The sequence below is a fragment of the Nitrospinota bacterium genome (assembly GCA_029881495.1).
In the GTDB taxonomy this organism is placed as follows: domain Bacteria; phylum Nitrospinota_A; class UBA7883; order JACRGQ01; family JACRGQ01; genus JAOUMJ01.
The window spans coordinates 47,294-72,924 of record JAOUMJ010000011.1 but is presented as its reverse complement, the minus strand read 5'-3'; the positions used below and the strand labels follow the sequence as shown (position 1 = coordinate 72,924).

Genomic DNA, 25,631 nt, shown 5'->3' with positions numbered 1-25,631 from the left:
CCTTACCTCCTCTTATTCTGATTAAAATCAAGTATCTGCATAAACTGTTTTTCGTAATATTCTTTAAACCAATAGCCGTTAACATGCCACCTCCCCCGGACAGAGATAGATGAGGCTAAATCATTCCGCCTCATATTACCGACCTTCTGGAAAAATCCGGATAGGCTTCCATGCCATGCTCTCCAATATCCAACCCGATGGATTCCTCCTCATCACCAACCCTGAGGCCGATTGTTTTCTTAATTAAAATCCATATCAGGGAGCTGAGTATTACAACGAAGAGGCCGATAATTCCAATGCCCGCTATTTGGATCAGTATTTGTTTTAGTCCGCCGCCGTAAAACAGGCCGGACCCGACGTTGAATAATCCGACAGCCAAGGTACCCCAGGCGCCGTTCACCAAATGCACAGAGACGGCACCTACCGGATCGTCGATTTTCAACTTGTCGAAAAAAAGTATTGAGTAGACAACCAAAATCCCCGCGATGCTCCCTATCAAAACAGCCGCGAACGGCGATACTCCGTCGCATCCGGCAGTAATCGACACGAGCCCGGCAAGAGCTCCATTCAAAGCCATGGAAAGATCCGGCTTCCCGATCTTCAGTATTGAAACTAGCGATGCCATAAGGACACCTGTTCCTGCCGCAAGATTCGTATTTATCATGATCAGGGAGATCGCCTCTGGATCCGCGGCCATTGTGGAGCCGGGATTAAAACCGAACCATCCAAGCCAAAGGATGAACATTCCAACAGTCGCAAATCCCATGTTGTGTCCTGGAAGCGGAAGAGGAATACCATCCCTGCTGAATTTACCCTTCCTGGCGCCTAAAATAATCGCGCCAGTAAGCGCGGCCCACCCGCCTACAGAGTGGACAACAGTAGAACCTGCAAAATCTACAAACCCAAGTTCGGATAAAAAACCTCCACCCCAGGTCCAGTGTCCGGTTATTGGATAAATAATTCCAACAAGGAGAATGGAAAATATGAAAAACGAGAGGTACTTGATCCTCTCTGCTACAGCGCCTGAGACGATCGTTGCCGCTGTGGCCGCAAATACCATTTGAAAGAAATATTTTGCGGTTAACGGCACTGCTGCCCAGGAGATCGAGCTATAGACTCCACGATATTCCTCTCCAGTCATCGGAGAGTTATCGGCCCCGGCCAGAAAGAATCCGTTACTCCCGAATAATACGTTCCCGTCTCCAAACATTATTGAAAAACCGACAGCCCAAAAAACCACAGATGCAACCGCAAAAACAATTACGTTTTTTGAAAGTATGTTCACCGTGTTCTTTGCCCGGCAAAGGCCCGATTCGATCATCGCGAAACCGGTGTTCATGAAAAATACCAGCACCCCGGCAATAAGTACCCAAAGCGTATCGCTTATCACCTTAAGTTCGGTAACTGTTACTTCACCGGCGTTTGTGATTGAAGAAAGAGAAAGAACTACAATAAATGCAGACAGAGTTGATTTGCCTATTCTATATAACATTAGATAGCCTCCTTCCCGCGCTCCCCGGTTCTTATTCTTACTATCTCTTCAATATTGCTGATAAATATCTTCCCATCCCCGATTTGACCGGTACGAGCTCCATCGATGACGACCTCGATTACCTTTTCAGCCAATTCGTCAGGGATCACTATTTCAAGTTTTACCTTCGGAAGAAAATCAATGTTGTACTCCGTGCCGCGATAGAGCTCAGTATGCCCCTTTTGTCTTCCAAACCCCTTTACCTCGGTTACAGTCATCCCCTGAACGCCGATCTCAATAAGCTTTTCCTTCACCTCTCCCAGTTTGAAAGGTTTCACAATCGCCTCAATCTTTTTCATTTTCCAATCCCCCCTGTCTTTTGGAGCAACTTGTGCGTAATTGCATTGAATATCATCGTTTTTCAGCTATTGAACGCCCATATTTGAATATATCAATAAGCAACTTGGATGCCTTTTTCAAGGCATTGTATTATCATGACTATTCATTTCCGTTACCAACAATATGCCTTTCATTTAAGCATTGCATGTTTTTGAATGCCTGTAAATTAAGCAACATGTCATTTGCTGGCGGACTGGATTTGCTCTTTTTCTGGTTTGAAAAGCGGTATTTCCAAGATAAGAATACTCAAAATTTAGATGCAACGCATCAATATTTACACGTTTCGAAAGCTTCCCGGCTCCCGGTAATACGCCACAGATGATCGCAGAACTGGAAATTCAATTGAAAAAGCTGTAAATAAGCGATTTCTCTATCATCCAAATAAAATTGAGGTATTCGAATTTTAATTGTGCGATTATCATTAGTATATAATTCAAGCAAATAAATTAAGGAGTAGCGATGGCAACGCAGTTGGAAGCGGCAAGAAACAAAAAAATAACCCCGCAAATGGAGCAGGTAGCATTAGATGAAAAGCTATCCCTGGAAGAGGTGCGCCAACTGGTGGAAGATGGTTCTGTGGTAATACCGTTCAATAATAAACGGAGTTTCCGAGCTATTGGTATTGGTAGAAAAATGAGTACAAAGACCAATGCGAACCTAGGAACATCGGTCGACGAACAAAGCCTTCAGGATGAACTCGAAAAACTGCGCGTAGCGGTGGATGCCGGCGCCAGCACGGTTATGGACCTGTCAACCGGTGGTGATATACGCCATATCAGGCAGACGATTATCGAAAACGCACCTGTCCCGCTCGGAACTGTCCCGATATATCAGGCTGTTTGTGAAAACATAAAAGGTGACAGCCTCCTTGGCGATATGACCGCTGAACACATTTTCGATACTATCGAACAGCATGGGAAAGACGGCGTCGACTACATCACGGTTCATTGCGGAGTAACGAGGGAATCTGTCTCAAGGATCGAAAAGGAAGGGCGAATCCTGGATATCGTCAGCCGCGGCGGGGCCATTACCACCAAGTGGATGAAATATACCGGTGAAGAAAACCCACTTTTTGAACATTTCGACCGCCTCCTCGATATTGCCAGAGAGTACGATATGACCCTCTCACTTGGTGACGGTTTGAGGCCGGGCTGTCTTTCGGATGCAACGGATCGGGGGCAGGTTCAGGAGACGATCGTGCTCGGCGAACTCGCATCCAGGGCAAAAAAAGCGGGTGTTCAGGTAATGATTGAAGGCCCCGGCCATATGCCGATGGACCAGATAGAAGCTAACATGATCCTAATGAAGAGGCTTTGCAATAACGCCCCGTTCTATGTCCTGGGACCGCTTGTTACCGATGTCGCCCCCGGATACGATCATATTACCGCCGCTATTGGCGGCGCCATTGCCGCGAGGGCTGGGGCCGATTTCCTTTGCGTTGTTACCCCTTCTGAACATCTACGGCTCCCTACAGCCGATGATATCCGTGAAGGGGTGATAGCGGCCCGGATAGCAGCTCATGCCGCCGATATCTGCAAGCTGGGCAATGGACAGATCGAATGGGACAACAGAATGGCGCGGGCCAGAAAGAAGCTGGACTGGCAGACCCAGATAGCCGAGGCTATTGACCCTAAAAAGGCGTCCGATTTCCGAAAAGGCTCAGCTCCTGAAAGTGATGAAGATACCTGCACCATGTGTAGCGCCCTATGCGCCATCAAGTATGGGGACCTCAAAGAAACTTACAAATGAGGATCTGGCCGGTAAAAGCTCTTTCTGAGGGGGAAGCGGTCATATCCGGCAGTGATGCAAAACACATCATCACGGTATTGAGGAAAAAATCGGGCGATAGACTGAAAATTTCCTCACAGGATGGGAAGGTCTTCGACGCGGTTGTCGACAGAATAAGCGAAAACTCGGTATTGGTAACCCCTATTGGCGAGGTACAAATTAATCCGCAGGGAAAACCTGAAATTTCCCTTGCTCTCGGGATAAGCAAACCGTCTGTAATGGAGATCGTAGTGCAGAAAGGGGTAGAGCTGGGATGCAACAGGATCTTCCTCTTTGCCGCGGAGCGCTCAATCTCCCCCGCCCTTTCCCCGCAAAAGATGACCAGGCTTGAAAAGGTGGCTCACGAGGCGCTCAAGCAGTGCGGCAGGGCTGATGCTATGGAGATATCAGCGGTTTCGCTGGAAGAACTCCCGGAAGCAGGATTGAAGATAGTGCTCTGGGAGGGGGAAAGAGAGAACGACCTGAAAAGTGTACTTGATGGAGCAAAATATTCCGAAACCGTTTTGGCGCTTATCGGCCCCCCGGCAGGTCTTTCTGACAAGGAGGTCGAAAAACTAAGGAAGGCTGGATTCATTTCGGCTGGACTTGGGAGTTTGGTTCTCCGCACAGAAACCGCAGCCATTGCCATGCTATCGATCCTCAATTTCCATTTCGGCAGGATCTCGCAATGACCAAGGCATCCAGAAGGTCTACCGAAATTTCCTCCTTCAAGGTGATGGACATACTTGAAGCGGCCAAAGAGTTGGAAAAGAAAGGGAGGAATATCGTCCACTTCGAGGTTGGCGAACCCGAATTTAAAACCCCGGCTCCGGTCAGCCGGGCCGGGATCGATGCAATAAAAAAAGGACATACAAGGTATACGCATTCAATGGGAACAATTGAACTGCGGAAGGAGATATGCAAATTCTATCGGAAAGAGTACGGAATTACCATCGCGCCTGAACAGGTGATTGTTTCCAACGGCTCTTCCGCCGGGCTCCTACTCACCTTTGCCGCGTTGGTCAACAAAGGGGACAAAGTAATTCTAGGCACTCCTCACTACTCATGTTATCCGAACTATATTACCTTCCTCGGAGGGAAGCCAACATATGTAAAACTTCTCGAGAAAGAAGGTTTCCAGCTCTCCCCTGCCAGAGTGAAGGAGAAAATCACCCCTAAAACTAAAGCGATACTGATAAATTCACCTTCCAATCCTACCGGCGCGGTGATGACGCCAAAGATCATGAAGGAGCTCGCCAAACTGGATCCCATCATCGTATCGGATGAAATTTACCATGGCCTCACATACGGTGAAAAAGCACACACAATTCTGGAATATACCGACAACGCATTTGTGCTTGGCGGTTTCTCCAAGAGATTCGCCATGACAGGATGGCGGATAGGATATGTCATCGCCCCGATGGAATTTATAAGGCCAATGCAGAAGGTTCAACAGAACTTTCAGATATCTCCCAACTCAATAGCACAGGATGCCGCCATCGCCGCGCTTGCGACGGGTTTGAAGGACGCGGAAAAAATGCGCTTGGAATACATGAAAAGGAGGAATATCCTGATGGAAGGGTTGCGCGAATCAGGATTTAAGGTTACCTATGAGCCGGAGGGGGCTTTCTACCTCTTCGTCTCCTGCCGCTTCCTCTCAAAAGATTCTCTCAAGCTCGCTTTCAGGATATTAAATGAAACAGGGGTTGCGGTCACCCCCGGGATAGACTTCGGAGCCTCTGGCGAAGGATATCTTCGCTTCAGCTATACGACAGACCCGAAAAATATACTGGAAGGGATACGGAGACTTAAACGTTTTGTTCTTATGTCTGGTAAACACGCCTGAAAGGATTTTCGCGATTTTATCATATTGAAAATTCTGAATTTTGATTATTGAATTCAAGAACAAAATTTGGATATAATGTGTGAACCGCAGGGGATTCGAAAATAGAGTAAATGTTCTCTGGTAAACAGTTTTAATATCTAATTGCAGGATAAATAAAAAAATGAAATGTGAATCAAAGGTTCTTGGAGATTTGAGTATTTTTACCGTGGAAGGGGATATTGTCTTTAATTATCTCAGCGAGATAAGGGAGATCATAAAAGGTCAAATAGACAGCTCTGATACCCAAAAATTTGCCATCAACCTTGAAAACGTAGGTATTATCGACTCAGCTGGCGTGGGGTTCATTGTTTCAGTTTATAAATCGGTATTGTCCAAGAAGGGGAAGTTTGGACTTATTGGACCGAATGAATCTGTCGAAAACGTACTTGAAACGGTAGGTTTGACCCGGCTGTTTAAAGTCTTTAAAAGTGAGGATGAGGCCGTAAAGGCCCTGTAATTCACTGTCCCCCTACCCCTTTATACTGTTTCCTGTCTGCCATGGCGCTTCTGCAAGCCCGAAATCTCCCTTTTCCAGGATGAATTTTGTAGACTAAGCAGTGATGTCAAAACCAAGAGAGAACCTCGTAGCCGGTATTGATTTCGGAACTACCTCCTCCGAGATCGGTATTTATAAAGACGGCTTTCCATACCTAATACACCTTTATGGAGGGAAAAAATATATCCCTTCCGTTGTCGGCTTCCCCCGTACAGGCGGAGTCCTGGTGGGTGAGGACGCGAAAAGGCAGTCTGTACTGAATCCTGAACGGACATTCAGCTCCATCAAGCGCGATCTCACCTCTGGAAAAATAATAAAAATAGATGGCAAAACCTACACCCACGAACAGCTTGGGGCAATGATAGTCTCAAGGCTCAAGGAGGAGGCTGAAAGCGCGCTCGAACAGGAGATAACCCAGGCTGTTATCACCGTTCCCGCCTATTTCAACCAGATACAGCGGAAATCTGTGCAGGAGATAGGGAGGCTTGCGGGGCTGGAAGTATTGAGGATAATCAACGAGCCTACCGCCGCGGCGATGTCATACGGCCTCGACAACGAAGAGGAGCAGAACATACTTGTCTTCGATTTCGGCGGCGGCACATTCGACGTCTCCATTCTCAATATGGCTGACGGCGTTTTCGAAGTGCTCGCCACTGGGGGGGACAATTCGCTCGGAGGGGATGACATTGACCGGCTGATAATCGATTTCGCTATCGCGGAGTTTAAAACAACCAACGACATCGACCTGGCAAGCGACAAGCTGGCATTGCAAAAACTGAAAGATGAAGCGGAAAAAACAAAATTCATGCTCACAACCTCGCCGGAAGCCAGACTGTCCGTTCCGTTCATCACGGCGAATCAGGATGGCCCTATCCATCTTGATCAGAAGATCACCGTTGAGTCATTAAATATGATGTTATCCGATATTTTAAAACGCCTAATGGAAATTACCCACGGAACGATCAAGGATGCCGGTATAAAAAGGGACGATATTGACCGAATACTTCTAGTAGGGGGCTCCACCAGGATCCCGGTGATTCGCAAGATGATCATTGAAAATTTTGGACGCAAGATAGAAGCCGGGATAAACCCGATTGAGTGCGTTTCCCTTGGCGCATCCATTCAGGGGGCTATAATTAACGGGCAGATTACCAACAAGGTTCTCGTGGATGTCACACCTCTTGCGCTCGGCGTCGAGATTGAAGGGGGTGCGGCGGAGGTTATAGTTCCTCGGAACACGCCTATCCCAGCTACGCAGAAAAAGATATTTTCCACTATCGCCGACGACCAGACCGAGGTCGAATTGCGCATATTCCAGGGGAATTCGGATATCGCGAAAGAGAACATACAGCTCGGAAGGTTCATCCTTGGGGACGTGGAGAAGGCACCAATGGGAATGCCGCAGATAGAAGTACAGTTCGACGTCAACGTAAACGGCATTATGAGCGTTTCCGCCAAGGATATGAAAACAGGCGCGGCCCGATCTGTGATTATCCAGCCAGATTCCTCTTCAGGTAAAAGGTAGGTCGACAATGTACGAGGTAGGTGTAAAAGCATCATTCTCCTCGGCCCATTTCCTGCGCGATTTTTCAGGCCCATGCGAAAACCTACATGGGCACAACTGGCGGGTCGAAGCCGTTTTTGCCGCTGAAAAGCTGGATGGAAAAGGGATGGTAATAGACTTCGCCGTTGCAGAAGGCGAGCTTAAGAAAATTATCTCCAGGTTCGATCATCATCTGCTGAACGAAATATCCCCTTTCGACAACCTGAATCCTACCGCTGAAAACCTGGCAAAATGGATCTTTGACGAACTTGCAGGCAACCTCCCCGCGCTCCCTTCAAAGGTCACCGTATATGAAACAGATGAGAGTTTTGCCTCCTACTTCTAACCCCTCATTACAGACCCGGCCTGATAAAGTAGAATGTACGGTAAATGAAAAAGACTAAACGCATCTATATCGGAAACGTGCCAATAGGCGGAGGGGCTGATATCTCCGTGCAGTCAATGGTAAACCGCCCCCCACACGATGCGAAGGCGATACTTGAGCAGATTAATGAACTGAAGGAAGCCAACTGTGAGATCGTGCGTCTCACAGTACCGGACGAAAAGGCAGCGGAAGTTTTCAAAACGGTAAAAAAGGAAAGTCCCCTCCCTCTTATTGCGGACATTCATTTCAGACACCAGCTTGCGCTCGCGGCGATCGAAGCCGGCGCGGACGGCCTTAGATTGAACCCGGGAAACATCGGGTCACGCGCGGGAGTGGAAAAGGTTGTAAAAGCCGCAAAGGAACGGAGCATCCCTATACGGATCGGAGTAAACGCCGGATCGATCTCCAATGAAAAGATAGACAAATACGGCGGCCCCACCGTGGAAGCGATGGTAGAAAGCGCGCTTGAACATATAGCAATACTCGAAGAACTAAATTTCGACCTGATAAAGGTCTCGATCAAGGCTTCTGACGTAAACAAGACGGTTGAGGCATACAGGAAGCTTTCCGCAAAGGTCGATTACCCGCTCCATGTCGGCATTTCGGAGGCAGGCTCCGAGTTCTCTGGCACTATCAAGAGTGCTGTCGGGATAGGGATACTGCTGAAGGAAGGGATCGGCGACACGATACGGGTATCGCTTACCGCGGATCCGGTGACTGAGGTGAAAGTAGGCTTTGAGATATTGAAGGTGCTGGATATCCGAAGGATATCGCCCGAGGTAATATCGTGCCCTACATGCGGGAGATGCGAGATCGACCTGATAGAGATAAGCAGAAGAGCAGAGATCGAGATAGCAAAAACCAAAAAGCCGATAAAGGTCGCTATCATGGGGTGCATCGTAAACGGCCCCGGTGAAGCGAGGGAGGCCGATATCGGCATCGCCGGGGGTGACGGCTGCGGAGTGATATTCAAAGGGGGGAAGATAATAAGGAAAGAGCCCGAAGAGAACCTCTATAACGCCCTAATGGAAGAGATAAATAAACTTTAGCGCCGTTTACCGGTAAAAGAATCGATTTTTAAATTTCCGAAACCCCATTTTCGCCATATAATGCCTAACGATGTTTAACAAAACCTTTCCCATAAAAGGGGTAGCATGAAGATAAGCCGGTATTTTGCTCCCACCGTAAGGGAAGTTCCAGCCGACGCCGAGATACCGAGCCATCGCCTGATGATAAGAGCCGGGCTGATACGGAAGTTGGCCGCCGGAGTTTACAGTCTCCTCCCCGTAGGACTTAGAACATTAAAAAAGATGGAGAACATCATCCGCGAAGAGCTGACCGCGGCAGGAGCGATAGAAACCCTCCTCCCCTCCCTTATTCCATCTGATCTTTGGAAGGAGACCGGCAGATGGGATTTCTACGGGAAAGAGCTTCTTAGAATAAAGGATAGGCACGACAACGAATTCTGCTACGGCCCCACGCATGAAGAGGTTATGACAGACCTAGTAAGGCGTGAAGTCCGCTCCTACAAACAGCTACCGCTGAACCTTTTCCAGATACAGACGAAATTCAGGGACGAGATCAGACCCCGTTTCGGCGTTATGAGAGCGCGCGAATTCCTCATGAAGGACGGATACAGTTTTGACATTGATGAGGGATCAGCCGCCGTCAGCTACCAGAAAATGTATGACGCCTATTCCGCAGTATTCAGGCGGGCCGGGCTGAAATTCCGTGTTGTGGAAGCCGACACCGGTCAGATTGGGGGTTCCGATTCGCACGAATTCATGGTTCTGGCAAATTCCGGGGAAGACCTGATCGTCTCCTGCCCGAAATGCGGTTACGCTTCCAATGTCGAGAGGACGGAAATATCCGATACCCCTCCTGGAAATGAATCTGCTGAAAAAGAAGGGGCGCTTACGGAAGTGGAGACACCGGGACAGCGAACCATCGAGGAGGTTTCTGCATTTCTGAAGCGGAGTCCAAAGGAGTTTATTAAGACCCTCGTCTACTCTGTAAATGGTGGAGAAGAGCTTTGCGCCGTACTTGTGCGCGGAGATTTCGATATCAATGAGATAAAGCTGAAAAAACTTATCAAGGCGAACGAGATCGAACTGGCTGATTCGGAAAAGGTAAAAACTCTTGCCGGGGCGTCAACCGGATTTGTCGGTCCGCAAGGCTTAAAATGCAAAATCATCGCCGATAACTCCGTAAAAGTGATTCGGAACGGCATCTCGGGAGCGAACCGGGATGATTACCACGTCATTAACGTAAATCATGGGAGAGACTTTAAGCCTGATATCTTCGGCGATATACGAATGGTCATTGAAGGAGACTCCTGTCCCAGGTGCAAAGAGGCAAAGCTTGATTTTTACCGTGGAATAGAGGTCGGGCATATATTCCGCCTCGGCACAAAGTATAGCGAAGCTATGAAGGCCACCTACCTTGATAAAGATGGCAAGGAGCAGATAATCGTCATGGGTACTTACGGCATAGGGGTTGGGCGGACGGTCGCGGCATCCATCGAACAGAACCATGACGATAACGGCATCATCTGGCCATACGCCATCGCGCCTTTCCATATCTCCCTGCTCCCACTTGATGTACGGAAAGAGGAGATAGTGAAGACAGCCGATGACATGGAGGAGATGCTGGAAAAGGAGGGTTTTGAGATCCTTCATGACGACCGGGACGAGCGCGCAGGGGTGAAATTCAAGGATGCCGACCTCCTCGGCATCCCGATACAGCTTATTATAGGCGAAAAAGGTCTAAAAAACGGCGAGGTCGAGCTGAAGATCCGCAAAACCGGCGAACGCCTCAACATAAAAAAAGAGGACGTTTTGCAGAAACTTAAAGACCTTTCCTCATCTTTGCAGAGTTGAACAGCCTTGCAGATGAAACAAAACTCTTCAACCTTCATATTTTGTAATTCAAACCATTTCTTGTGTATAATGAACGAGTTGAGTATGGTTCGTCGTATAAACTTGAATATGATTATCACAAAGCGGGATTATGCAAAGTAAGAAGTTGATCGTACACACCCACCATATAGGTAGCCACTTTACAAACGCCCTTTGGCCCGTCGGTGTGATACTCCTCCTTTCCTACATTGTGGCAGGAAAGCAGAGCTATGAATCGGCATCATTTTACTGTTTTATCTTCGCTGCCTTAGGCGCCCCGGTTACGTTTTTCTCGGGAATCTTTGACTGGAAGACCCGATTCAGCGGGAGATCTACCCATATTTTCGACCATAAAAGGCTTTTTGGTCTTTCGTTTGTGGTATTATCGATTTTATTGGTGGTATGGCGATTCATTGATCCGTCGATACCGACACCTGAAAACGGGTTGAGGTACCTGTACGTTTCCTTATCCGTTCTAAACGGCGGGTTCGTAGCCTACTTGGGGCATCTGGGAGGTAAGTTTATATAATGTCTAGCAAGGAAATAAGGGACATCGAGAGAAAGATCGAGGCCTTGGTGATCGCCATTCCTCGCGAGGTGGAGGCTCATGAATATTACATGGAACTTTATGAGCAGTACACCGATCCCGTATCCAAAGAGATGTTTTTATTTCTGGCTAAACAAGAAAAGTCACATCAGGAACAGCTGGAGAGGCTTTTAAACTCACTTGAAGAACAGCTAGCAGAGTTGCAAAAAAAATAACATAAATTTAGGAGATAGTTTAATGGAAAAATGGGTATGCAACGTATGTGGATGGGTTTACGACCCGGCAATTGGAGACCCCGACAGTGGTGTGGAGGCTGGAACGCCGTTTGAATCCATACCGGACGACTGGTATTGTCCCGCCTGCGGCGTATCAAAAAGCGATTTTACCAAGGTAGTTGCATAGTATTTTCCACCGCTGCCTATCAGCGGTGGTTTCATTTTGGCTGCATTTTGAGCAGTAAATAGTGATATTTGCTGCAAAAGCCACTGTTTCTTTTAAACAGATAACTCCGGATATTAATTGGTGTAGAATAAATTCAGATGGATTTTAGTTGCGTATCGAAGTTTTTTTCGACAAATGATAACTTTCTGATTACTACTCATGTAAATCCTGATGGCGATGGCATAGGCTCCATGGCCGGCCTGACCGGATTGTTTGATTGTATCGGGAAAAAATACAGGGTTATTATCAACGATCCTGTACCCGATAAGCTGACTTTTCTCACTCAGTCGCAAAAATTTGAAATATTCAGCGACGACCTGCATGACGAATCTTTTAACTCGGTAATCATCGTTGACTCTCCCGGTATTGACCGTATCGGCCCTGTTAAAAAATTGATCGGTAAAAACGCGATGATCATGAACATTGATCACCATGAGGGGAATGAAGCATTCGGATCATGCAATCTGGTGTTTACCAATCTTTCATCTTCGGCTCATATCGTCGCCCTGATTTTTCAGGAAATGAAAATCGAACCTGACGCGACTACTGCTTCCGCCATCTATACAGGAATAACTACCGATACGGGGAGCTTCAAGTATGAGAACACCGATGCCGGAACCCTGGAAATTTCCGCATGGCTCGCAGAGATGGGTGCAAATCCCCATGAGATATCAAAGATACTGTTTGCCCAGAACAGCTATGAAAGCACTATTGGGCGTGGAAAGATGCTTAGCTCAATCACTCTGCACAGGAACAATACCGTTGCAATCGCCGAGCTCGACCATGAATTCATGGATTCTAAAATCGGCAGAAAAGTGGACACTGACGGATTCGCGAACGAAGTCCTCTCCATAAAGGGGGTAGAACTCGCCTTTCTGATACGAGAAGTGAACGGCAAGGATTGTCGAGTAAACTTCAGGGCAAAATCCGATCTCTACGATATGAACAAGATGGCGAGAAAATTCGGAGGTGGAGGTCATCCACGGGCAAGTGGAGCTACAATACCAGGTCGTCTTGAGGAAGTGAAGTCACTACTTCTGGACACCATTGAGAACGGATAGCGGCAGGATTCTCCCTAGGCTGGTATCGGCGTCAGTTCATTGGCCAATGTATTCCCCATACCGGGATTGTCTATCCTAGGATTGGTATACGTCAGAGATCTGGATTCTTTCTTTTCTCTATAATCCGCTTTTTGGAGTATTTTTGCCTGCGAAGATATCACAACGGAATCCCTTTGTATCTGAACAACGGGTCTTTCCATCTTATAGGCTTTCAATCTGTCCGCATATATGTTTTGCATCGCGTAAAGACCGACAACCTGCTGAACATATCCTAGCTGTTTCATGAGATTATTTTTTCAGGTCGATAAACCGTCCAAATCCTCCTTTCCCCTCTTCCCGGCGGCGATTGTAACCCTTTATTGCCTTGCCGCCGGTTCTTAAATCTTCCATTTCCCTGGAAATGTCGGTTTTATTATTCTCCAGTATTTCCGAACATCTCCTGTCGATCTCCGTTATTTCCTCCAATAGTGAATCGATCTCTGATAAAACATCGAAATCATCAATATGTTCCAACCCGGCAACCTTCAACCTCTCATCATTCGCTTTTATAGACGCAATAACCGCCTCCCTTTCATTCAATAACTCCTGAATGTCGGGCACCCCCTTTTCCGCGTTAAGCGCACTGAGCATTCTTCTGGATATCTCAAGTAACTCCCTGTATAGCCTTGCCAGCTCCTTGCCTATCACATCTATATCACTCACGCCCTACTCCTAAATAATCGAGCCAAACAGTTTTTGATGCTTTTCGATTGAAATTTCTGTTTTTGTTACTTCCGATAAAGACCTCATGTTTGAGGAGGCAGCCTCACGGTTTTGCAGATAATAATTTGATACGCCTTCCTGAAATTTCAATGTCCCATAATCTTCATTTAAATGCTTGTCCAGTTTTTGCTGTAGCCTGCTGGAAGCATAATTCAGCATATCCTTAACCGACTGAAAGTCCTTTTTTACGCTACTCGTCATGAGACCCTTGTCCAATTCCAGCTTAAAGTTGTCTCTGGAGTTAACCCCTATCTTGTCTATTTTGCTTAACAACGAATATTTCCCTTTCCCAGGTATCATTAGAGAATCGTTCTGTGCAGAAGAGAGGTTTTCAAGGGTAATCTGTTCCATTGAGGAAGGCTCACTTTTATTGTCTTTAATACCTATGTCCGCAAGCGATTTATAGAGGCCGAATTTAACCGGAGGGGGAGAAAATAACGCCTTGATCGTATCCGTGTGAATCATTTGCAGTTTCAAGTTGTTGCTGATAGCGCCATGCCCGGATATTGCCAGATTCATGTTATCTAACGCTTCGTTGTACCTTCCTACAAGCGAAACGGATTGCGTCGATATATCTTGCGGAGCGCCTTCAACTTCAATTACAGCAGTCCCCTCTTCCTTGAGCTTCACTATAATTCCGCTTATCAAATCGAGCGTTTCTGTATCGTTAACTTTGTGTGCTTCACCGTTGACTAATACTGTTCCCACTTCGACGGCTACCGTGTTTTCATTGTTTGTGTTTTTGGTTACGTCCTGAGTCAGCTCATCTCTGATCAACAGTCCAATATGTTCAAGAATGCCCGAAGGATCTTCAAGCCTTATTTCCACATCACCAGGTATTCTGCTAACCAAAACAAGCTGATTGTCGAAAATGACAGCTTTTACACCCGTTTCTGCACCAACTCCGTCCAGCCTCTGGTTATTGTTGGAATCTTCGGAGCCGTCCAGTATTCCATTTCCATTTAAATCTTCATTGATGAAAACCGGTTTCGAATAGCTGTTACCCGTGAAGTAGGAATTGATGTCTATGACATCAAGTTCTCCATTTCCGTTTATATCCTCGCTGGGATCAAGAGCTTTGTTATAATTTGTATCCTCGCCCCTGTTTATTTTTTCGGCGATAGTAGCCAGTGAATCATTACTCTCTATGGAAATCTGGTACCCGTTAATTTTTATCTCGCCGGCTACATTCAGCTTTTGAGCTGGATGATATGTTTTTGACGAGGCAAGCCTGTGGGTCACCGGCATATTTTGCACCTCGATCTTGTAATTACCCGGCTCCGGATTCTCATACGTCATAGTTTCAATGATCGAGGGATCCCGGTTTTTTGTGCGTGTATTCCTTAAATAGCCCTGACTCTGGATATCCCTGACTTCTTCCTGTATACTTCGGAGCAGATCTTCAACTTTCCTGAATTTATCCCCCTGTATCTCCAGAAATCTTGATCGATAGTTTGTTGCGCGTTCTACAGGATTGCTTGTCGATTCCCTCTCAAGCATTTCTACGGATTCACTGATTGAAATTGCGTTTATGGGTGTTGATTGGCGTAGCGAAACCGTTGGATGATTTCTGCTGATTATCCATAGACTTTCAGCAACTCTCTTCTCGCTTCCCGATATGGTTCCACCGCTGTTCTTTGGCGTAATATCGCCAGTATCAATCAGAAACCCGGTCCTTCTCCCGCCAACCCCGAAGCTTGTACGCCCATCATTGAATAGTGAGAATGCTTTATTTACCATTTTTTTTCACCGGTGCTAAAGTTAAACTTTTTCCTTCCGATAACGTATACGCGAAGTACCAAGGCTTCACTTTATCAATAGAAAAACAAAAAAAAGGCAGAATTCCGCTCGAAATAACCATACTATTCATTAAAGTTTTCATAACCTTTACCGATAAATACAAGGTGCCAGTTGCAGTGAACACCTTCAGGCAAAAATACGGGACATAACGCCATAGTTGCGCCCTTCCTGTCTACTTATCGGACGTAATTCGGCAAACTTTAGCCCTTGGGCAGTTTTATTTGAAATATTTTCGGCCTGTAACTAGCTGTATTTATTGCGTATTTTGCTGATAACACCCTCTTGGAATAGTTTGTCGAACGCATCGACTACCATTGGATCAAAATCCTTGCCTGAAAGTTTTATGATATATTCATGTGCATCTTTCTCTTTCCAGGCATCTTTGTAAACCCGTTTTGTAGTCAAAGCATCAAAAACGTCTGCGACTGATGTTATTCGCGCAGGAAGAGGAATACTGTACTCTTCTAGCCGATCCGGATACCCGCTTCCATCAAATTTTTCATGATGCCACCGAGCAATTTCCCGGGCTGTTTTAAAGAATTGAGTTCCTGAAAGAATTTCCTCTCCCTTGACAGTATGATTCTGCATTAGTCTTGCTTCGCTTTCACTAAGATTTCCGGGCTTTTTAAGTATGGAATCTGGGATAGCTATTTTGCCAACATCATGGAGTATTGCCGAGTATCGTATCTCATCCGCCTTTGATTCCGAATAACCCATCCCAAAAGTAATCTGATGGCAGTAGTCAGCAATTCTCCTAACATGGTTCCCCGTGTCAGTATCGCGATGCTCGGATGCCACAGCAAGCATTGTGATTGACTCCATATTCGCTTCGTACAACTCCTGGGTTCTGAAACTTACCATCCTTTCCAGTGAATCGTTGAACTTTTTCAGGTTCTCGTTCGCAACTCTCAGTTCCGCGTACAGCTGGTGCACCCGTGTATGCGCCTTTATTCTCGCGAGAAACTCTTCTTCCGAAAAAGGTTTGATCAGATAGTCGTCCGCGCCCGAATTTAATAGTTTTGCTATGTTATTTTTATCCGATATCGTGGATGCAATTATGATCGGAATAAATTCGAGATCCTGGGTTCCCCTTATCAGCCGGCACAATTGATAGCCATCCATATTCGGCATTGATATATCGCTGATGATCAGGTCAATATCCTTTTGTTCATTCAGAATATCCCAAGCCTCCATACCGTCTTTCGCCTCAACAACTGTATGCCCCTGCTTTTGAAGAATATTTACAATGATCGAACGAATGGTGTCGCTGTCTTCCGCAACCAAAAATTTCTGAGGAATTACCTTTTCATCTTTCTTTTCCAGAAATGACTGTATTTTTTTTGCCAGCATTCCCCGCGGGAATGGAGATTTGCAGAAATAGTCGGCACCCGCACCATATGCATTTTTCCTGTCACTCTCTGTGGGGGTGTGTGATACAATTATTACTGGAATGTCTTTCGTATCATTGTGCTTTTTCAATTCGGCACAAATTTGATGTTCTGTCATATTGGACAAGTCACTTGCCAACACGATTACATCTGGCCTCGTCCCCGCTACTGTAGCGATCGTCTTCCTGCCGTCAGTGAGAATCTCAATTGAAGCTTCCAGAATGCCAAGTTCACCTTCTAGGACCTTCCTGGCGATTTTATTTTCTTCTACCAGCAGAATCTTGAACTTGTCAACATCAGGCATAGCAGATATTTCTTCCTGCAAGGTTCTCCTCCTCGAAATTTCCGGACATCAACAGACCGTCATATTTTAACTTACTCGCAATTCATTGAACAGTGGTATTATTTATTAATATCGATATCCCGCAAGAACCTACTCCGGCATACCCACATGCTCCATATGCCTATATTATTATATTTCAGTGCCTTATTAACGCATATGAACAATACACTTCAATATATTCAGAGGTATAGTTCAACAGATTTGTTCCAGATCATATTATTTGAATGACATTTTCCCATTCTTGCGTTAATCTTAGTCACTCAATTGTAATATGAAACTTCGCAACCATTTTCACACTGGTAATAGCTCTACACATGGCTCGCCAATAATCCTATACATATTATTATTTGCTGTTTCAGTTTCGCCCCTGTTCCTTGGCAGCAACCGCCCTCTTCCTTGGAGCATGCTTTCTTTTGCTTCCGGCTTGCTTCTGTTGTCATGGTCTATTCAGGTTTCTTCGGGTAAGTTCTCCTTTTCGCCACAATTTGAATATATCAGATTCCCATTCTGGCTTTTTATTTCAGTTGGAGCCTGGATATTTTTCCAAAATTCTCCTTTTACTCCTTTGTCCTGGCAAAATTCTGCATGGCAGGATGCGTCGTTTGCTCTTGGAAATACTGTCACAGGAAGTATCAGCGTCAATCCATATGAATCATATATGGGGCTTATGAAGCTCTTTACATATGGCACAATTTTCTTTTTATCGTTTCAATATTCGACAAACACAAAAAACGCAAAGCTTATCTTGAAAATCGTACTCTTTTCCGGATTGGCATATTCTGCTTTTGGCCTTTACATTTATTTATCTGGAACAAGCACCGTCCCATGGCACGGTAATGACCATCACTCTGAAGGATTGAGAAGCACATTTGCAAACAGAAATCATTTTGCGACGTATTCAGGCATGATCGCATTGGTCGCTCTTGCACAATTCATGGATATTACCTTCAAGGTGTCGGGACAATATTCCTACCTTGGCGAAGAAATCGTGAGGACACTATACTCAATTTTAGAATCAGGCTGGATTTATATAATTTTATTCATTGTTTCCTTTTCTTCGTTATTGCTAACGTTCTCAAGAGGTGGGCTAATAAGCACTACTGGTGCAATTGCCATATTGTTTCTCCTGTATTTATTTAGCAGTAAAAATAGAAAGCTGAGTATCGCTCTCTCTTTTATTACCCTCTGCATTTGCTACTTTGGCATCATGTCTATTTCAGGAGAAACTACGTCAAATCGCATGAGAAACAGTGATCTTGAGGACTCAAGGATGATTGTTTATGCGAGCACGATTAAAGGCATATCCGAATCCCCGTTTTTTGGGAAGGGGTACGGCACTTATGCGGAATCATTCCCAAAATACAGGGACAGAGAAACAGGAATGTTTTTTACAAAAGCACATAATGTCTACCTTGAGACCGCCTTCGAACTGGGAATTCCCGCAACAGCCCTGCTCCTTTCGGCTTTTGGTGCACTGATATTTACTTGTCTGCGTGGGATTATGATGCGTGAACACAACTTTATGTTTCCTGTTATCGGACTAGCATCTACAGCCTTGGTCGCGATCCATTCACTGTTTGATTTCAGTATTCAGATACCAGCAAATGCATCACTCTACGCTTTGATAATGGGAATGTCGGCATCCCAATCACTCAAACGCAAGAGGTCATTATAAATCGAGTTACTAGCTATCCCCGCTACTCGAAAATGGATTATACATCTCATTGAATTTCTTCAGATGATCTGGCTGTTCCGCCAATAAATTCCTTATGATCGGAAGAATATTTCTGTTCCCCCAGGCTACTCTTACAATTTCTTTCGGATTATCTTCCATCCCTAAGATAATCTGTCTCTTTACTATATCCCTGCCTTCATGATCTATCTCGTTGAAGGCAGATAACGCGATCTTCAGGCGAGGCAAAAATAGCCTATCGTCGTAAAATCCATTCATATAGGAAACTTTAATCCCTTTTGCGGCTTTTGCGATATCCCCTTTCAGAATTTCCAATTGAGCATACCTTGCCCATGGATAAGGGCTTGCAGGAGCGTGTGATAAACCTTTCACCATGTTTTCGATTGCCAATTCATTCAGAAGAGAAGTTTCCTCTTCTGAAACTCCGGCTTGCATCCCCTTTATACCGTACAGGTGTCCTAATAAATTATGGATATTGTAATTGGGAGAAATACCTGCGACTGTCTGCAACCTCGTTATCAGGTAGTCGAGCTTTTCGTTTGAGACCTCGCCCCCCTCCCTTATAACGCTTAACCCCGGCTCGGCTGGAAAGAGGATGATTCCCTCCAGCATCCTGAACACCGAAAACCATATGATCAAAAGGGCTATAATGAAAACAACCAGTAACTCGGTAGAATTCTCCTTTGGGAACTCGCGACTATCTATTATGAGTACCCCTTATAATACTCGTATATTTTAGGGTTGTAATATCCGTGCGACCCGTAATCGTAGAGCGGGTATTTTTTTAGATTTACTTGCGTAAGCACAATGCCAAGAGTATTTTCATCTTCAATAGTACTGCTTATAACTTTTATCCCTTTGTTGACAGCTTCACGTCTTGTTTTTCCCCATTTAACGACGTACATGGTCTTGTCTACAAGTTTGCTTAAAACCAAAGCATCCGAAACTACCAATACTGGCGGAGTATCTAGAATCACTATATCGTAAATCTCGCGCAGTTTGGCGACAAGTTCCTTCATTTTGTCGGAAGCGAGCACATCAGCCGCCCCCCCTTCAAATGGCCTGCCAACAGAAATAAAATCAGCGCCGGTTACGTCTTTACTGATCACCTCTTCCAGCTCCTTGTCGCCGTACAGATAGTCCGCAATCCCTACCCATTTTGCGCCAGTCATTGCTTTTTGGATCTTTGGTTTTCTCAAATCGCAATCGACTACAACAACCTTATCTCCGTACTTTGCGGCAATCCTGGACAAGGACACTACAAAGGAAGTTTTTCCCTCACCTGGTTCCGCGGATGATACAAGAAATACCTTCGAGGACTTATTTTCCTTTATCATTGTCAGAGCGGTTCTGATATTGTAAAGAGATTCACCATAAATAGATTTTGGATTTTCCAAAATATAATCCGACGGTTTTTGAGGAATGGGCCCGTTAGATTCCAAATATGGAACCAGCCCTATGGTTTTCACGCCTGTCATATGCTCTACCTGTTCCACGTTGACGTAACCTGATTCCAGATTATCCATAAGGAATCCAAAAAAGACGCCTATCGCGATGGAAAATACAAATGCCATCATAATGATCAGCCTTGTTCTTGGAAAGGATTTTGTTGTTGGCGGAGTAGCCTCATAAATTATTTTTGCGTCTATATCCTGTATATCGGGTTGCGAATTAACTTCTTTGTAACGAGTAAGAAAAGATTCGTAAAGTCCCCTGTTCGCTTTCGCTTCCCTTTCCAGTGCTCTTAACTCAATCTCATATTTTTTAAAAGTGCCGATCTTTTCCTGGAATTCATCCATCGCCATTTTCATTGTCAGCTCTTTCTTTTTGGCAACTTCATATTCCGATTCCAGACTGAAGGCTATTTTTTTTATCTCCTGTACAATTTCATCCTGCACCTTTGTCTTTTCAGCCATGGCATTTATCATCACCGGATGTTTTGGTCCGTATATTGTGGACAATTCGGATATTTTTGAAGATATTTTGGAATTGTTCAGGTACAGATTCTGTAAAAGCGGAGATGTGCGTACCTCGACTGGCGCCGCTTCCAGATTACCGGATTTAAGCGCTTTTCGCACTTGGCTGATCCTGGCTTCCATATCGAGACGCGCATTTTTAGCATTCATAAATTGAGAACTGTGTTGGGAATGTTGTTGTGTATATATGGATTCACCTCCGCTTTCAGTGAGTCCAATCTCTCTCTTGTACTCCTCAACGGCGTTTTCTGATTCCTGCACTTTCTCTTTATACTCTTCCATGGTATCATTTAGCCATTTTGAAGCCTGTTTTGTCCCCTGATAGCGGGATTCCATCATCTCACCTATATATTCTTGCAAAAGCTGATTCGTGGCGATTGCCGCAGCTTCAGGAGATTCCGATGTAACCCGGACTTTTAGAAGTCCTGAATTGTCCTTATGATTGATTTCAAGACTATTACGCAATATCTCGGAAGCTCTGATTTTTTTCTCATATTCCGTCATTTCGCCTTTTTCCAAATCGGACTCTTTGCCTATAAGAGCTTCTATCCATTCCCTTGGAATGTACTTGCGAGGATTCAAAACGGAATATTTCTCTCCCGGCTGTGGATTGAATTCCTTATAGCGGAGTAAATTCCCCTTTTCAACGACTCTCTCTGACAATACTGTTGAAGTGAGAATCATTTTTTCCCTGTCAAGGTTTATAACGGAAGAAAATATCGATTCGATATTCATGACCCTTAACTGTTTATTTTCTATCAACAATCCGGCTTCAGCAGTATATCTTGGCGTCATTTGAGACACTACAAGAAATGCCGATATTGTAACGAGCAGCATCGTACCTAATATCATATATTTCCGGCGCCTTAACAGACCAATGAGCGATTGAAGATCCAATTCCTCCTGATCATGAAGACCATGCGTAGCCGGATACATCGGATAGTGTGTCCCCTTGATTACCATAGTTTAAAGTCCTTCTAATAATTTAAATTCAAAAAAACCGTTCGGGAATTTCAATAATATCTCCAGGCAAGACAACGGTTTCAGATTTCAACTTTACCTCTTTTGCCTTGCCCCCTCCTCTTGAGATCATTACTTCGCTTTTTTTTGCGCGGCTCGTAAAACCACCCGCCAAAGCGACAGCATTAAAAACCGTCATGCCGCTTATGTAGGGGTAACTCCCTGGCTTTGCAACTTCGCCAATAATGTAAAATGGCCTGAATTTAACGACTTCGACATTCACGCTTGGATTTACCAGATACCCGTCTTTAAGTTCGCGAATGATAGTTTTTTCAAGCTCTCTTATTGTCAGACCGCCGCATAAAACCGAACCTATTAGTGGCATGGAAATCGCCCCTGTATCGTCCACCAGAAATTCTCCGGAGAGATCAGCGTGACCGAATACGGTTATCCTTATTTTGTCTCCAGAACCCAGGTTGTAAACATCCATTGTGGAAGATGCTCCGGCTCCGAGAGCGATTGATACATCCATGAAAGCAAATACAGCGCACAAAATCACGCTCAGACCTGCCCTCTTTTTGCCAGGCTGTGTGTTAAAACAGCTTTTTATAACAGTTAATTTCATATGCGCCCTATGATTGAAAATTTGACTTCTGCTTTTTCAAAACCCGCGCCTTTTTCAGTGGAGACTTTGCTCTTCTGAGCGTATCCAAGTTTTAGATGGAGATATCTGTTTGTTAGATACCTTATGCCGATTTCTGGTATTGTCAGGTTGTCGACTCGCCCGGTTTGCTGAAATTCCATCACACTCCCTGCTATTCCAAGGTTGAATACCACGGTTCTAAGAATAGAGTGCTGAATTTCAAGAGACAAATTGCTAGTGAAGATACCTGATGATTTGTCTAAGGTCGTTTCTTCGACAGTTCTTTTCAAAATTGAGTTTATTGCGGTCAAGCGTGTCGGGCTCCATGACAATATGCCTGAATAGGAGACCCCTGTTGTTTTCGGAAACCTGGTATCTTCGTATATTTGAGTCCATTGACCAAACAAAAGTTCGGTTGAAAGAGGCCCGCCAAAATCGAACCTCATACCGGCGCTGATATCATTTCCTGTTGAATGCCTGTTATACCCGTTATCATCCTTTTCTGTCGCGTAGATGCGCTGGTTGATACCGTTCTTTATTACGAAGTGAAAACCGGGATGAAATTGAAATCCTAGTTTTACGGAGGCTGTATTTTCAGTCCTGTCTCTGTCTGCGTTGTCAATTATTCCTGCAGATGTTTCTGTATCTTCGTAGATGAAAGTCTTTACTCCACCGTCGATGCCTATGGAAAGAATTCCCCCTTTTCGCTCAATCAATAAATCAATCGCATTCAAGCCGTATTTTGTGGGTCTTTTTCCTTTTGCATCGTCAGGAGACCCTCGATCTTCGGATAACTGATTCATCATGTAATTTGTCAGGAAGGATGTCTGCGAGGTGATGTCCAATTTTACTCCGGTGCTGGCATTGACATCCGTATGATTTTCAGCAGGATTCTGCTGGTATGAAAACATGTCCCCGCCTCCTTGCAAGTAAAGGCGGTGCCTGGACCAGTTTGTCTGGAACAGCAAACTTGGTGAGATCTTCGTTATGCTGTCGCCGGTTGGATTTTGTTCTTCGGAGTAAATGTTGCTGTCTGTCAAATAACCAAGTTTAAGATTGGGAAATATCGCAAAACCGCCAGCTGAAATCCCTTTTGTCCGTAATTCGTCAAGCATCGCTGATTCTGCCAGCGGTGTTACCCGAATCATAAAAAAATAAACAGCAATCAATACAAATACTCCAATAAATGAGCCCGGATTCCTGGCCGGATGCTGGAAACCGGGCTTCAACTCGTTCTATCCTCAGTCAACCAATTCTTACTCAGCGCTCGCAATATCCTGAGCCGGATTTTCAATTCCTACCATCTCAAGCTCTGCGACTACACCTTCACCACTGGCAACATTTTCAGGACTTGGCCCAAATGCCACTGTTATTATTTCACTGACTAATTCCGGATGTTCAGCTGAGAGAGTGGTAACAATTTCCGTTGCCGCCGAAGGTACAGCGGCAGCTACGCTCCCGACAACCTGCACCGTATTTCCTGGCAAGGCTTTTGATACTCTGGAGGCGATTTGCACAGCCATTGTTGGCGAAATCTTCGCAACCTCTCCGGCTATCTCGGCGGCTTTCTCGGGCACAACTACAGCAACGGATTCGGCAATCTCCGCCGCCAGTTTAGGATTTGCCCTAGTGGCATATGTGGCTATTGCTACCGCTTTTTCCGGTGCAATCTCGGCGACTGCCGAAGCGATACCTGCCGCATCTTTTGGAGCTAACTGTGCCACAGTAAAGGCTATCTCTTCTGCCATCCCCCTGGAGTAGATCGCGGCCAATTTTGCAATATCTACGGATAGATCCGGGTATTTCTTAATGGCAATTCGAATAGCGTACTTCATAACATCCCTGTTCCTTGTCTGCGCGGCCTCTTGAATGGTCGCGATTACACTGGGTGGAAGTGTCTTTCTTAACGTCTTGGCCCTTTCTATCCTCGTTTCCTTTCCGGTTTTTGCAAGCATACTATCCAGTCTCCCCTTTAAATTCGGGGCGAAATTACCAAGCGCGGAATTTACACTTTTGGCGGAGGCCGGATTTACTTTTGCCAAATATGCGGCAATCTTAAGGGTAGCATTCGGATTTACTTCAGCAACTGAAGTGGCAATCCTTGGCGCAAGATTCGGGGAATTGATGGTCGCCGCCGCGGCAATCATTGATTCCTTCCCTGGGGCGTTCTTGGCCGCTGAGGCGGCTATCTCCGCCGCGCTTTCCGGATTATTTTTTGTTATCTCCGCAACGATAGTTGGGGAATCATTGGGATTTATCTTTGACATCTTCCCTGCCAATTCTACAGAGCTGTCAGGGAACACCTTCGAGATGGCGCTTGCAACGCTTGCTGCACTCTCTGGTGATTTCGTCGCCACCGCGGATGCAATGCCAACCGCCTCGCTGGGAACCTCTTTCGTTACCGTTACAGCAATTAATGTTGCCTGCTTTGGCGATACTGATGTCACCGCTGCGGCTATTTGGGAGGCAATATCTTTTCGTATGCCCGCAGCTGCGGCCCCGATTTTCCAGGCACTCCCGGGAACCTTCATGGAAACGGAAAAGACCGTTTTTAATGCCAGATCAGGATATTCCGTTACCATTACCGACACTATCCTTTCAGCCTGCGAGGGAGCTACTTCCGCAGCTCGAGCCGCTATTTCGGAGGCTAGATGGGGCGAAGATTGGGCGGCTAGCCGAGCCAATTCCGTAGCATACTTTGCGTCTTTCTTTACCGCCTCGGCAAAAGAGTCCAGATATGCTTTATCAATATTTTCCTGAAACTCCCTTCGCCTTGTCTCATCCTTGTTTTCAGTTTTTGAAGTGGCTTTTGCATCGCCTTCAGCTGAGTACGAAAATGTAACAGTGAAAATACCGATAGTCAAAGCTATGACGGTCACGAATAATCTACTCCGCTTTTGCAATGCATTAAAACCCATAATGTCTTATTATATAGCATCCTTTGGAAAATCCCAAAATCAGGAAAATGGAGCGTCAAAATTCCGTACATTGGCCTTAATGTTTTCAAAAATGTAATCAAATTACTTCGCTATGAAAGAGAATAAGCAATACCTAAATTCTGTATATATTCAATTTGAGATATGACTTGAAGCTTTATTGGAACGATTTGAGATGTAACATATCGTAATATTGCATTTTGTTTTCAAACAAAAGAAAAATTATCTTCCGGGTCAT

At 45.3% G+C, this 25,631-nt stretch carries 24 protein-coding genes; 13 read left to right on the top strand and 11 right to left on the bottom strand.

What is annotated here, in order from left to right:
- Positions 1 to 130: 130 nt before the first annotated feature.
- Together amt and OEY64_06690 are read right to left on the bottom strand one after the other, a co-directional pair.
- Positions 131 to 1,492 carry an ammonium transporter gene (amt, locus tag OEY64_06695; GenBank protein ID MDH5542636.1) on the bottom strand — a complete coding sequence of 454 codons (1,362 nt, stop codon included), beginning with the start codon at positions 1,490 to 1,492 and terminating at the stop codon, positions 131 to 133.
- Positions 1,492 to 1,830, bottom strand: coding sequence for a P-II family nitrogen regulator (locus OEY64_06690; protein ID MDH5542635.1), 339 nt, complete (start codon positions 1,828 to 1,830; stop codon positions 1,492 to 1,494). Before OEY64_06690 ends, amt begins: the two co-directional genes overlap by 1 nt.
- 499 nt (positions 1,831 to 2,329) lie before the next feature.
- Here OEY64_06690 and thiC point away from each other — a divergent pair, with 499 nt between their 5' ends.
- The 12 genes from thiC (at position 2,330) to OEY64_06630 (ending at position 12,892) form a co-directional block, all read left to right on the top strand.
- Positions 2,330 to 3,619 (top strand): phosphomethylpyrimidine synthase ThiC, encoded by a 1,290-nt coding sequence (gene thiC, locus OEY64_06685; GenBank protein MDH5542634.1) that lies wholly within the window; start codon positions 2,330 to 2,332, stop codon positions 3,617 to 3,619.
- Positions 3,616 to 4,329 carry a 16S rRNA (uracil(1498)-N(3))-methyltransferase gene (locus tag OEY64_06680; protein ID MDH5542633.1) on the top strand — a complete coding sequence of 238 codons (714 nt, stop codon included), beginning with the start codon at positions 3,616 to 3,618 and terminating at the stop codon, positions 4,327 to 4,329. Before thiC ends, OEY64_06680 begins: the two co-directional genes overlap by 4 nt.
- Entirely contained in the window at positions 4,326 to 5,483 is a 1,158-nt protein-coding gene (locus OEY64_06675) for a pyridoxal phosphate-dependent aminotransferase (protein MDH5542632.1), read from the top strand. Before OEY64_06680 ends, OEY64_06675 begins: the two co-directional genes overlap by 4 nt.
- A 160-nt stretch (positions 5,484 to 5,643) precedes the next feature.
- Entirely contained in the window at positions 5,644 to 5,979 is a 336-nt protein-coding gene (locus OEY64_06670; protein MDH5542631.1) for an STAS domain-containing protein, read from the top strand.
- A gap of 103 nt (positions 5,980 to 6,082) precedes the next feature.
- A complete protein-coding gene (locus OEY64_06665) occupies positions 6,083 to 7,543 on the top strand; it encodes an Hsp70 family protein (protein ID MDH5542630.1) in 1,461 nt (486 codons plus the stop codon).
- A 7-nt stretch (positions 7,544 to 7,550) separates the two neighbouring features.
- A complete protein-coding gene (gene queD, locus OEY64_06660) occupies positions 7,551 to 7,907 on the top strand; it encodes a 6-carboxytetrahydropterin synthase QueD (GenBank protein ID MDH5542629.1) in 357 nt (118 codons plus the stop codon).
- 44 nt (positions 7,908 to 7,951) lie between these two features.
- Positions 7,952 to 8,995, top strand: coding sequence for a flavodoxin-dependent (E)-4-hydroxy-3-methylbut-2-enyl-diphosphate synthase (ispG, locus tag OEY64_06655; GenBank protein ID MDH5542628.1), 1,044 nt, complete (start codon positions 7,952 to 7,954; stop codon positions 8,993 to 8,995).
- A gap of 105 nt (positions 8,996 to 9,100) precedes the next feature.
- Positions 9,101 to 10,825, top strand: coding sequence for a proline--tRNA ligase (locus OEY64_06650; protein MDH5542627.1), 1,725 nt, complete (start codon positions 9,101 to 9,103; stop codon positions 10,823 to 10,825).
- Positions 10,826 to 10,955: 130 nt separating this feature from the next.
- On the top strand, positions 10,956 to 11,372 hold the full coding sequence (locus OEY64_06645; protein MDH5542626.1) for a hypothetical protein: 417 nt from the start codon (positions 10,956 to 10,958) through the stop codon (positions 11,370 to 11,372).
- On the top strand, positions 11,372 to 11,605 hold the full coding sequence (locus OEY64_06640; protein ID MDH5542625.1) for a manganese catalase family protein: 234 nt from the start codon (positions 11,372 to 11,374) through the stop codon (positions 11,603 to 11,605). The genes OEY64_06645 and OEY64_06640 overlap by 1 nt, the downstream gene beginning before the upstream one ends.
- Before the next feature lie 22 nt (positions 11,606 to 11,627).
- A complete protein-coding gene (locus OEY64_06635) occupies positions 11,628 to 11,792 on the top strand; it encodes a rubredoxin (GenBank protein ID MDH5542624.1) in 165 nt (54 codons plus the stop codon).
- A gap of 137 nt (positions 11,793 to 11,929) precedes the next feature.
- The gene (locus OEY64_06630) at positions 11,930 to 12,892 is read left to right on the top strand and encodes a bifunctional oligoribonuclease/PAP phosphatase NrnA (GenBank protein MDH5542623.1); all 963 of its coding nucleotides are present in this window, start codon (positions 11,930 to 11,932) and stop codon (positions 12,890 to 12,892) included.
- Positions 12,893 to 12,906: 14 nt separating this feature from the next.
- Here the strand turns inward: OEY64_06630 and OEY64_06625 are convergent, their stop codons facing one another.
- From OEY64_06625 to OEY64_06610, 4 genes are all read right to left on the bottom strand, one after another.
- The gene (locus OEY64_06625; protein MDH5542622.1) at positions 12,907 to 13,176 is read right to left on the bottom strand and encodes a hypothetical protein; all 270 of its coding nucleotides are present in this window, start codon (positions 13,174 to 13,176) and stop codon (positions 12,907 to 12,909) included.
- 4 nt (positions 13,177 to 13,180) lie between these two features.
- The gene (locus tag OEY64_06620; GenBank protein MDH5542621.1) at positions 13,181 to 13,594 is read right to left on the bottom strand and encodes a hypothetical protein; all 414 of its coding nucleotides are present in this window, start codon (positions 13,592 to 13,594) and stop codon (positions 13,181 to 13,183) included.
- Positions 13,595 to 13,603: 9 nt separating this feature from the next.
- On the bottom strand, positions 13,604 to 15,394 hold the full coding sequence (locus OEY64_06615) for a hypothetical protein (protein ID MDH5542620.1): 1,791 nt from the start codon (positions 15,392 to 15,394) through the stop codon (positions 13,604 to 13,606).
- 303 nt (positions 15,395 to 15,697) lie between these two features.
- A complete protein-coding gene (locus OEY64_06610) occupies positions 15,698 to 17,167 on the bottom strand; it encodes a response regulator (protein ID MDH5542619.1) in 1,470 nt (489 codons plus the stop codon).
- A 289-nt stretch (positions 17,168 to 17,456) separates the two neighbouring features.
- Between OEY64_06610 and OEY64_06605 the strand changes: the two genes are divergently transcribed.
- The gene (locus OEY64_06605) at positions 17,457 to 18,860 is read left to right on the top strand and encodes an O-antigen ligase family protein (protein MDH5542618.1); all 1,404 of its coding nucleotides are present in this window, start codon (positions 17,457 to 17,459) and stop codon (positions 18,858 to 18,860) included.
- 9 nt (positions 18,861 to 18,869) lie between these two features.
- Here OEY64_06605 and OEY64_06600 read toward each other — a convergent pair whose 3' ends face one another.
- From OEY64_06600 to OEY64_06580, 5 genes are all read right to left on the bottom strand, one after another.
- Positions 18,870 to 19,388 carry a hypothetical protein gene (locus OEY64_06600; GenBank protein MDH5542617.1) on the bottom strand — a complete coding sequence of 173 codons (519 nt, stop codon included), beginning with the start codon at positions 19,386 to 19,388 and terminating at the stop codon, positions 18,870 to 18,872.
- A gap of 194 nt (positions 19,389 to 19,582) precedes the next feature.
- Positions 19,583 to 21,790 (bottom strand): polysaccharide biosynthesis tyrosine autokinase, encoded by a 2,208-nt coding sequence (locus tag OEY64_06595; GenBank protein MDH5542616.1) that lies wholly within the window; start codon positions 21,788 to 21,790, stop codon positions 19,583 to 19,585.
- Between the two features lie 55 nt (positions 21,791 to 21,845).
- Positions 21,846 to 22,304, bottom strand: coding sequence for a polysaccharide export protein (locus OEY64_06590; GenBank protein MDH5542615.1), 459 nt, complete (start codon positions 22,302 to 22,304; stop codon positions 21,846 to 21,848).
- 131 nt (positions 22,305 to 22,435) lie between these two features.
- A complete protein-coding gene (locus OEY64_06585) occupies positions 22,436 to 23,572 on the bottom strand; it encodes an outer membrane beta-barrel protein (protein ID MDH5542614.1) in 1,137 nt (378 codons plus the stop codon).
- A 141-nt stretch (positions 23,573 to 23,713) separates the two neighbouring features.
- Positions 23,714 to 25,336: a hypothetical protein gene (locus OEY64_06580; GenBank protein ID MDH5542613.1), complete on the bottom strand. Its 1,623-nt coding sequence runs from the start codon at positions 25,334 to 25,336 to the stop codon at positions 23,714 to 23,716.
- Positions 25,337 to 25,631 lie beyond the last annotated feature (295 nt).

Bases quoted from the DNA above. Each gene is read 5' to 3' on its own strand.
- amt (MDH5542636.1), bottom strand. From the start codon at position 1,492: ATGTTATATAGAATAGGCAAATCAACTCTGTCTGCATTTATTGTAGTT.
- OEY64_06690 (MDH5542635.1), bottom strand. From the start codon at position 1,830: ATGAAAAAGATTGAGGCGATTGTGAAACCTTTCAAACTGGGAGAGGTG.
- thiC (MDH5542634.1), top strand. From the start codon at position 2,330: ATGGCAACGCAGTTGGAAGCGGCAAGAAACAAAAAAATAACCCCGCAA.
- OEY64_06680 (MDH5542633.1), top strand. From the start codon at position 3,616: ATGAGGATCTGGCCGGTAAAAGCTCTTTCTGAGGGGGAAGCGGTCATA.
- OEY64_06675 (MDH5542632.1), top strand. From the start codon at position 4,326: ATGACCAAGGCATCCAGAAGGTCTACCGAAATTTCCTCCTTCAAGGTG.
- OEY64_06670 (MDH5542631.1), top strand. From the start codon at position 5,644: ATGAAATGTGAATCAAAGGTTCTTGGAGATTTGAGTATTTTTACCGTG.
- OEY64_06665 (MDH5542630.1), top strand. From the start codon at position 6,083: ATGTCAAAACCAAGAGAGAACCTCGTAGCCGGTATTGATTTCGGAACT.
- queD (MDH5542629.1), top strand. From the start codon at position 7,551: ATGTACGAGGTAGGTGTAAAAGCATCATTCTCCTCGGCCCATTTCCTG.
- ispG (MDH5542628.1), top strand. From the start codon at position 7,952: ATGAAAAAGACTAAACGCATCTATATCGGAAACGTGCCAATAGGCGGA.
- OEY64_06650 (MDH5542627.1), top strand. From the start codon at position 9,101: ATGAAGATAAGCCGGTATTTTGCTCCCACCGTAAGGGAAGTTCCAGCC.
- OEY64_06645 (MDH5542626.1), top strand. From the start codon at position 10,956: ATGCAAAGTAAGAAGTTGATCGTACACACCCACCATATAGGTAGCCAC.
- OEY64_06640 (MDH5542625.1), top strand. From the start codon at position 11,372: ATGTCTAGCAAGGAAATAAGGGACATCGAGAGAAAGATCGAGGCCTTG.
- OEY64_06635 (MDH5542624.1), top strand. From the start codon at position 11,628: ATGGAAAAATGGGTATGCAACGTATGTGGATGGGTTTACGACCCGGCA.
- OEY64_06630 (MDH5542623.1), top strand. From the start codon at position 11,930: ATGGATTTTAGTTGCGTATCGAAGTTTTTTTCGACAAATGATAACTTT.
- OEY64_06625 (MDH5542622.1), bottom strand. From the start codon at position 13,176: ATGAAACAGCTAGGATATGTTCAGCAGGTTGTCGGTCTTTACGCGATG.
- OEY64_06615 (MDH5542620.1), bottom strand. From the start codon at position 15,394: ATGGTAAATAAAGCATTCTCACTATTCAATGATGGGCGTACAAGCTTC.
- OEY64_06605 (MDH5542618.1), top strand. From the start codon at position 17,457: ATGAAACTTCGCAACCATTTTCACACTGGTAATAGCTCTACACATGGC.
- OEY64_06595 (MDH5542616.1), bottom strand. From the start codon at position 21,790: ATGTATCCGGCTACGCATGGTCTTCATGATCAGGAGGAATTGGATCTT.
- OEY64_06590 (MDH5542615.1), bottom strand. From the start codon at position 22,304: ATGGATGTTTACAACCTGGGTTCTGGAGACAAAATAAGGATAACCGTA.
- OEY64_06585 (MDH5542614.1), bottom strand. From the start codon at position 23,572: ATGCTTGACGAATTACGGACAAAAGGGATTTCAGCTGGCGGTTTTGCG.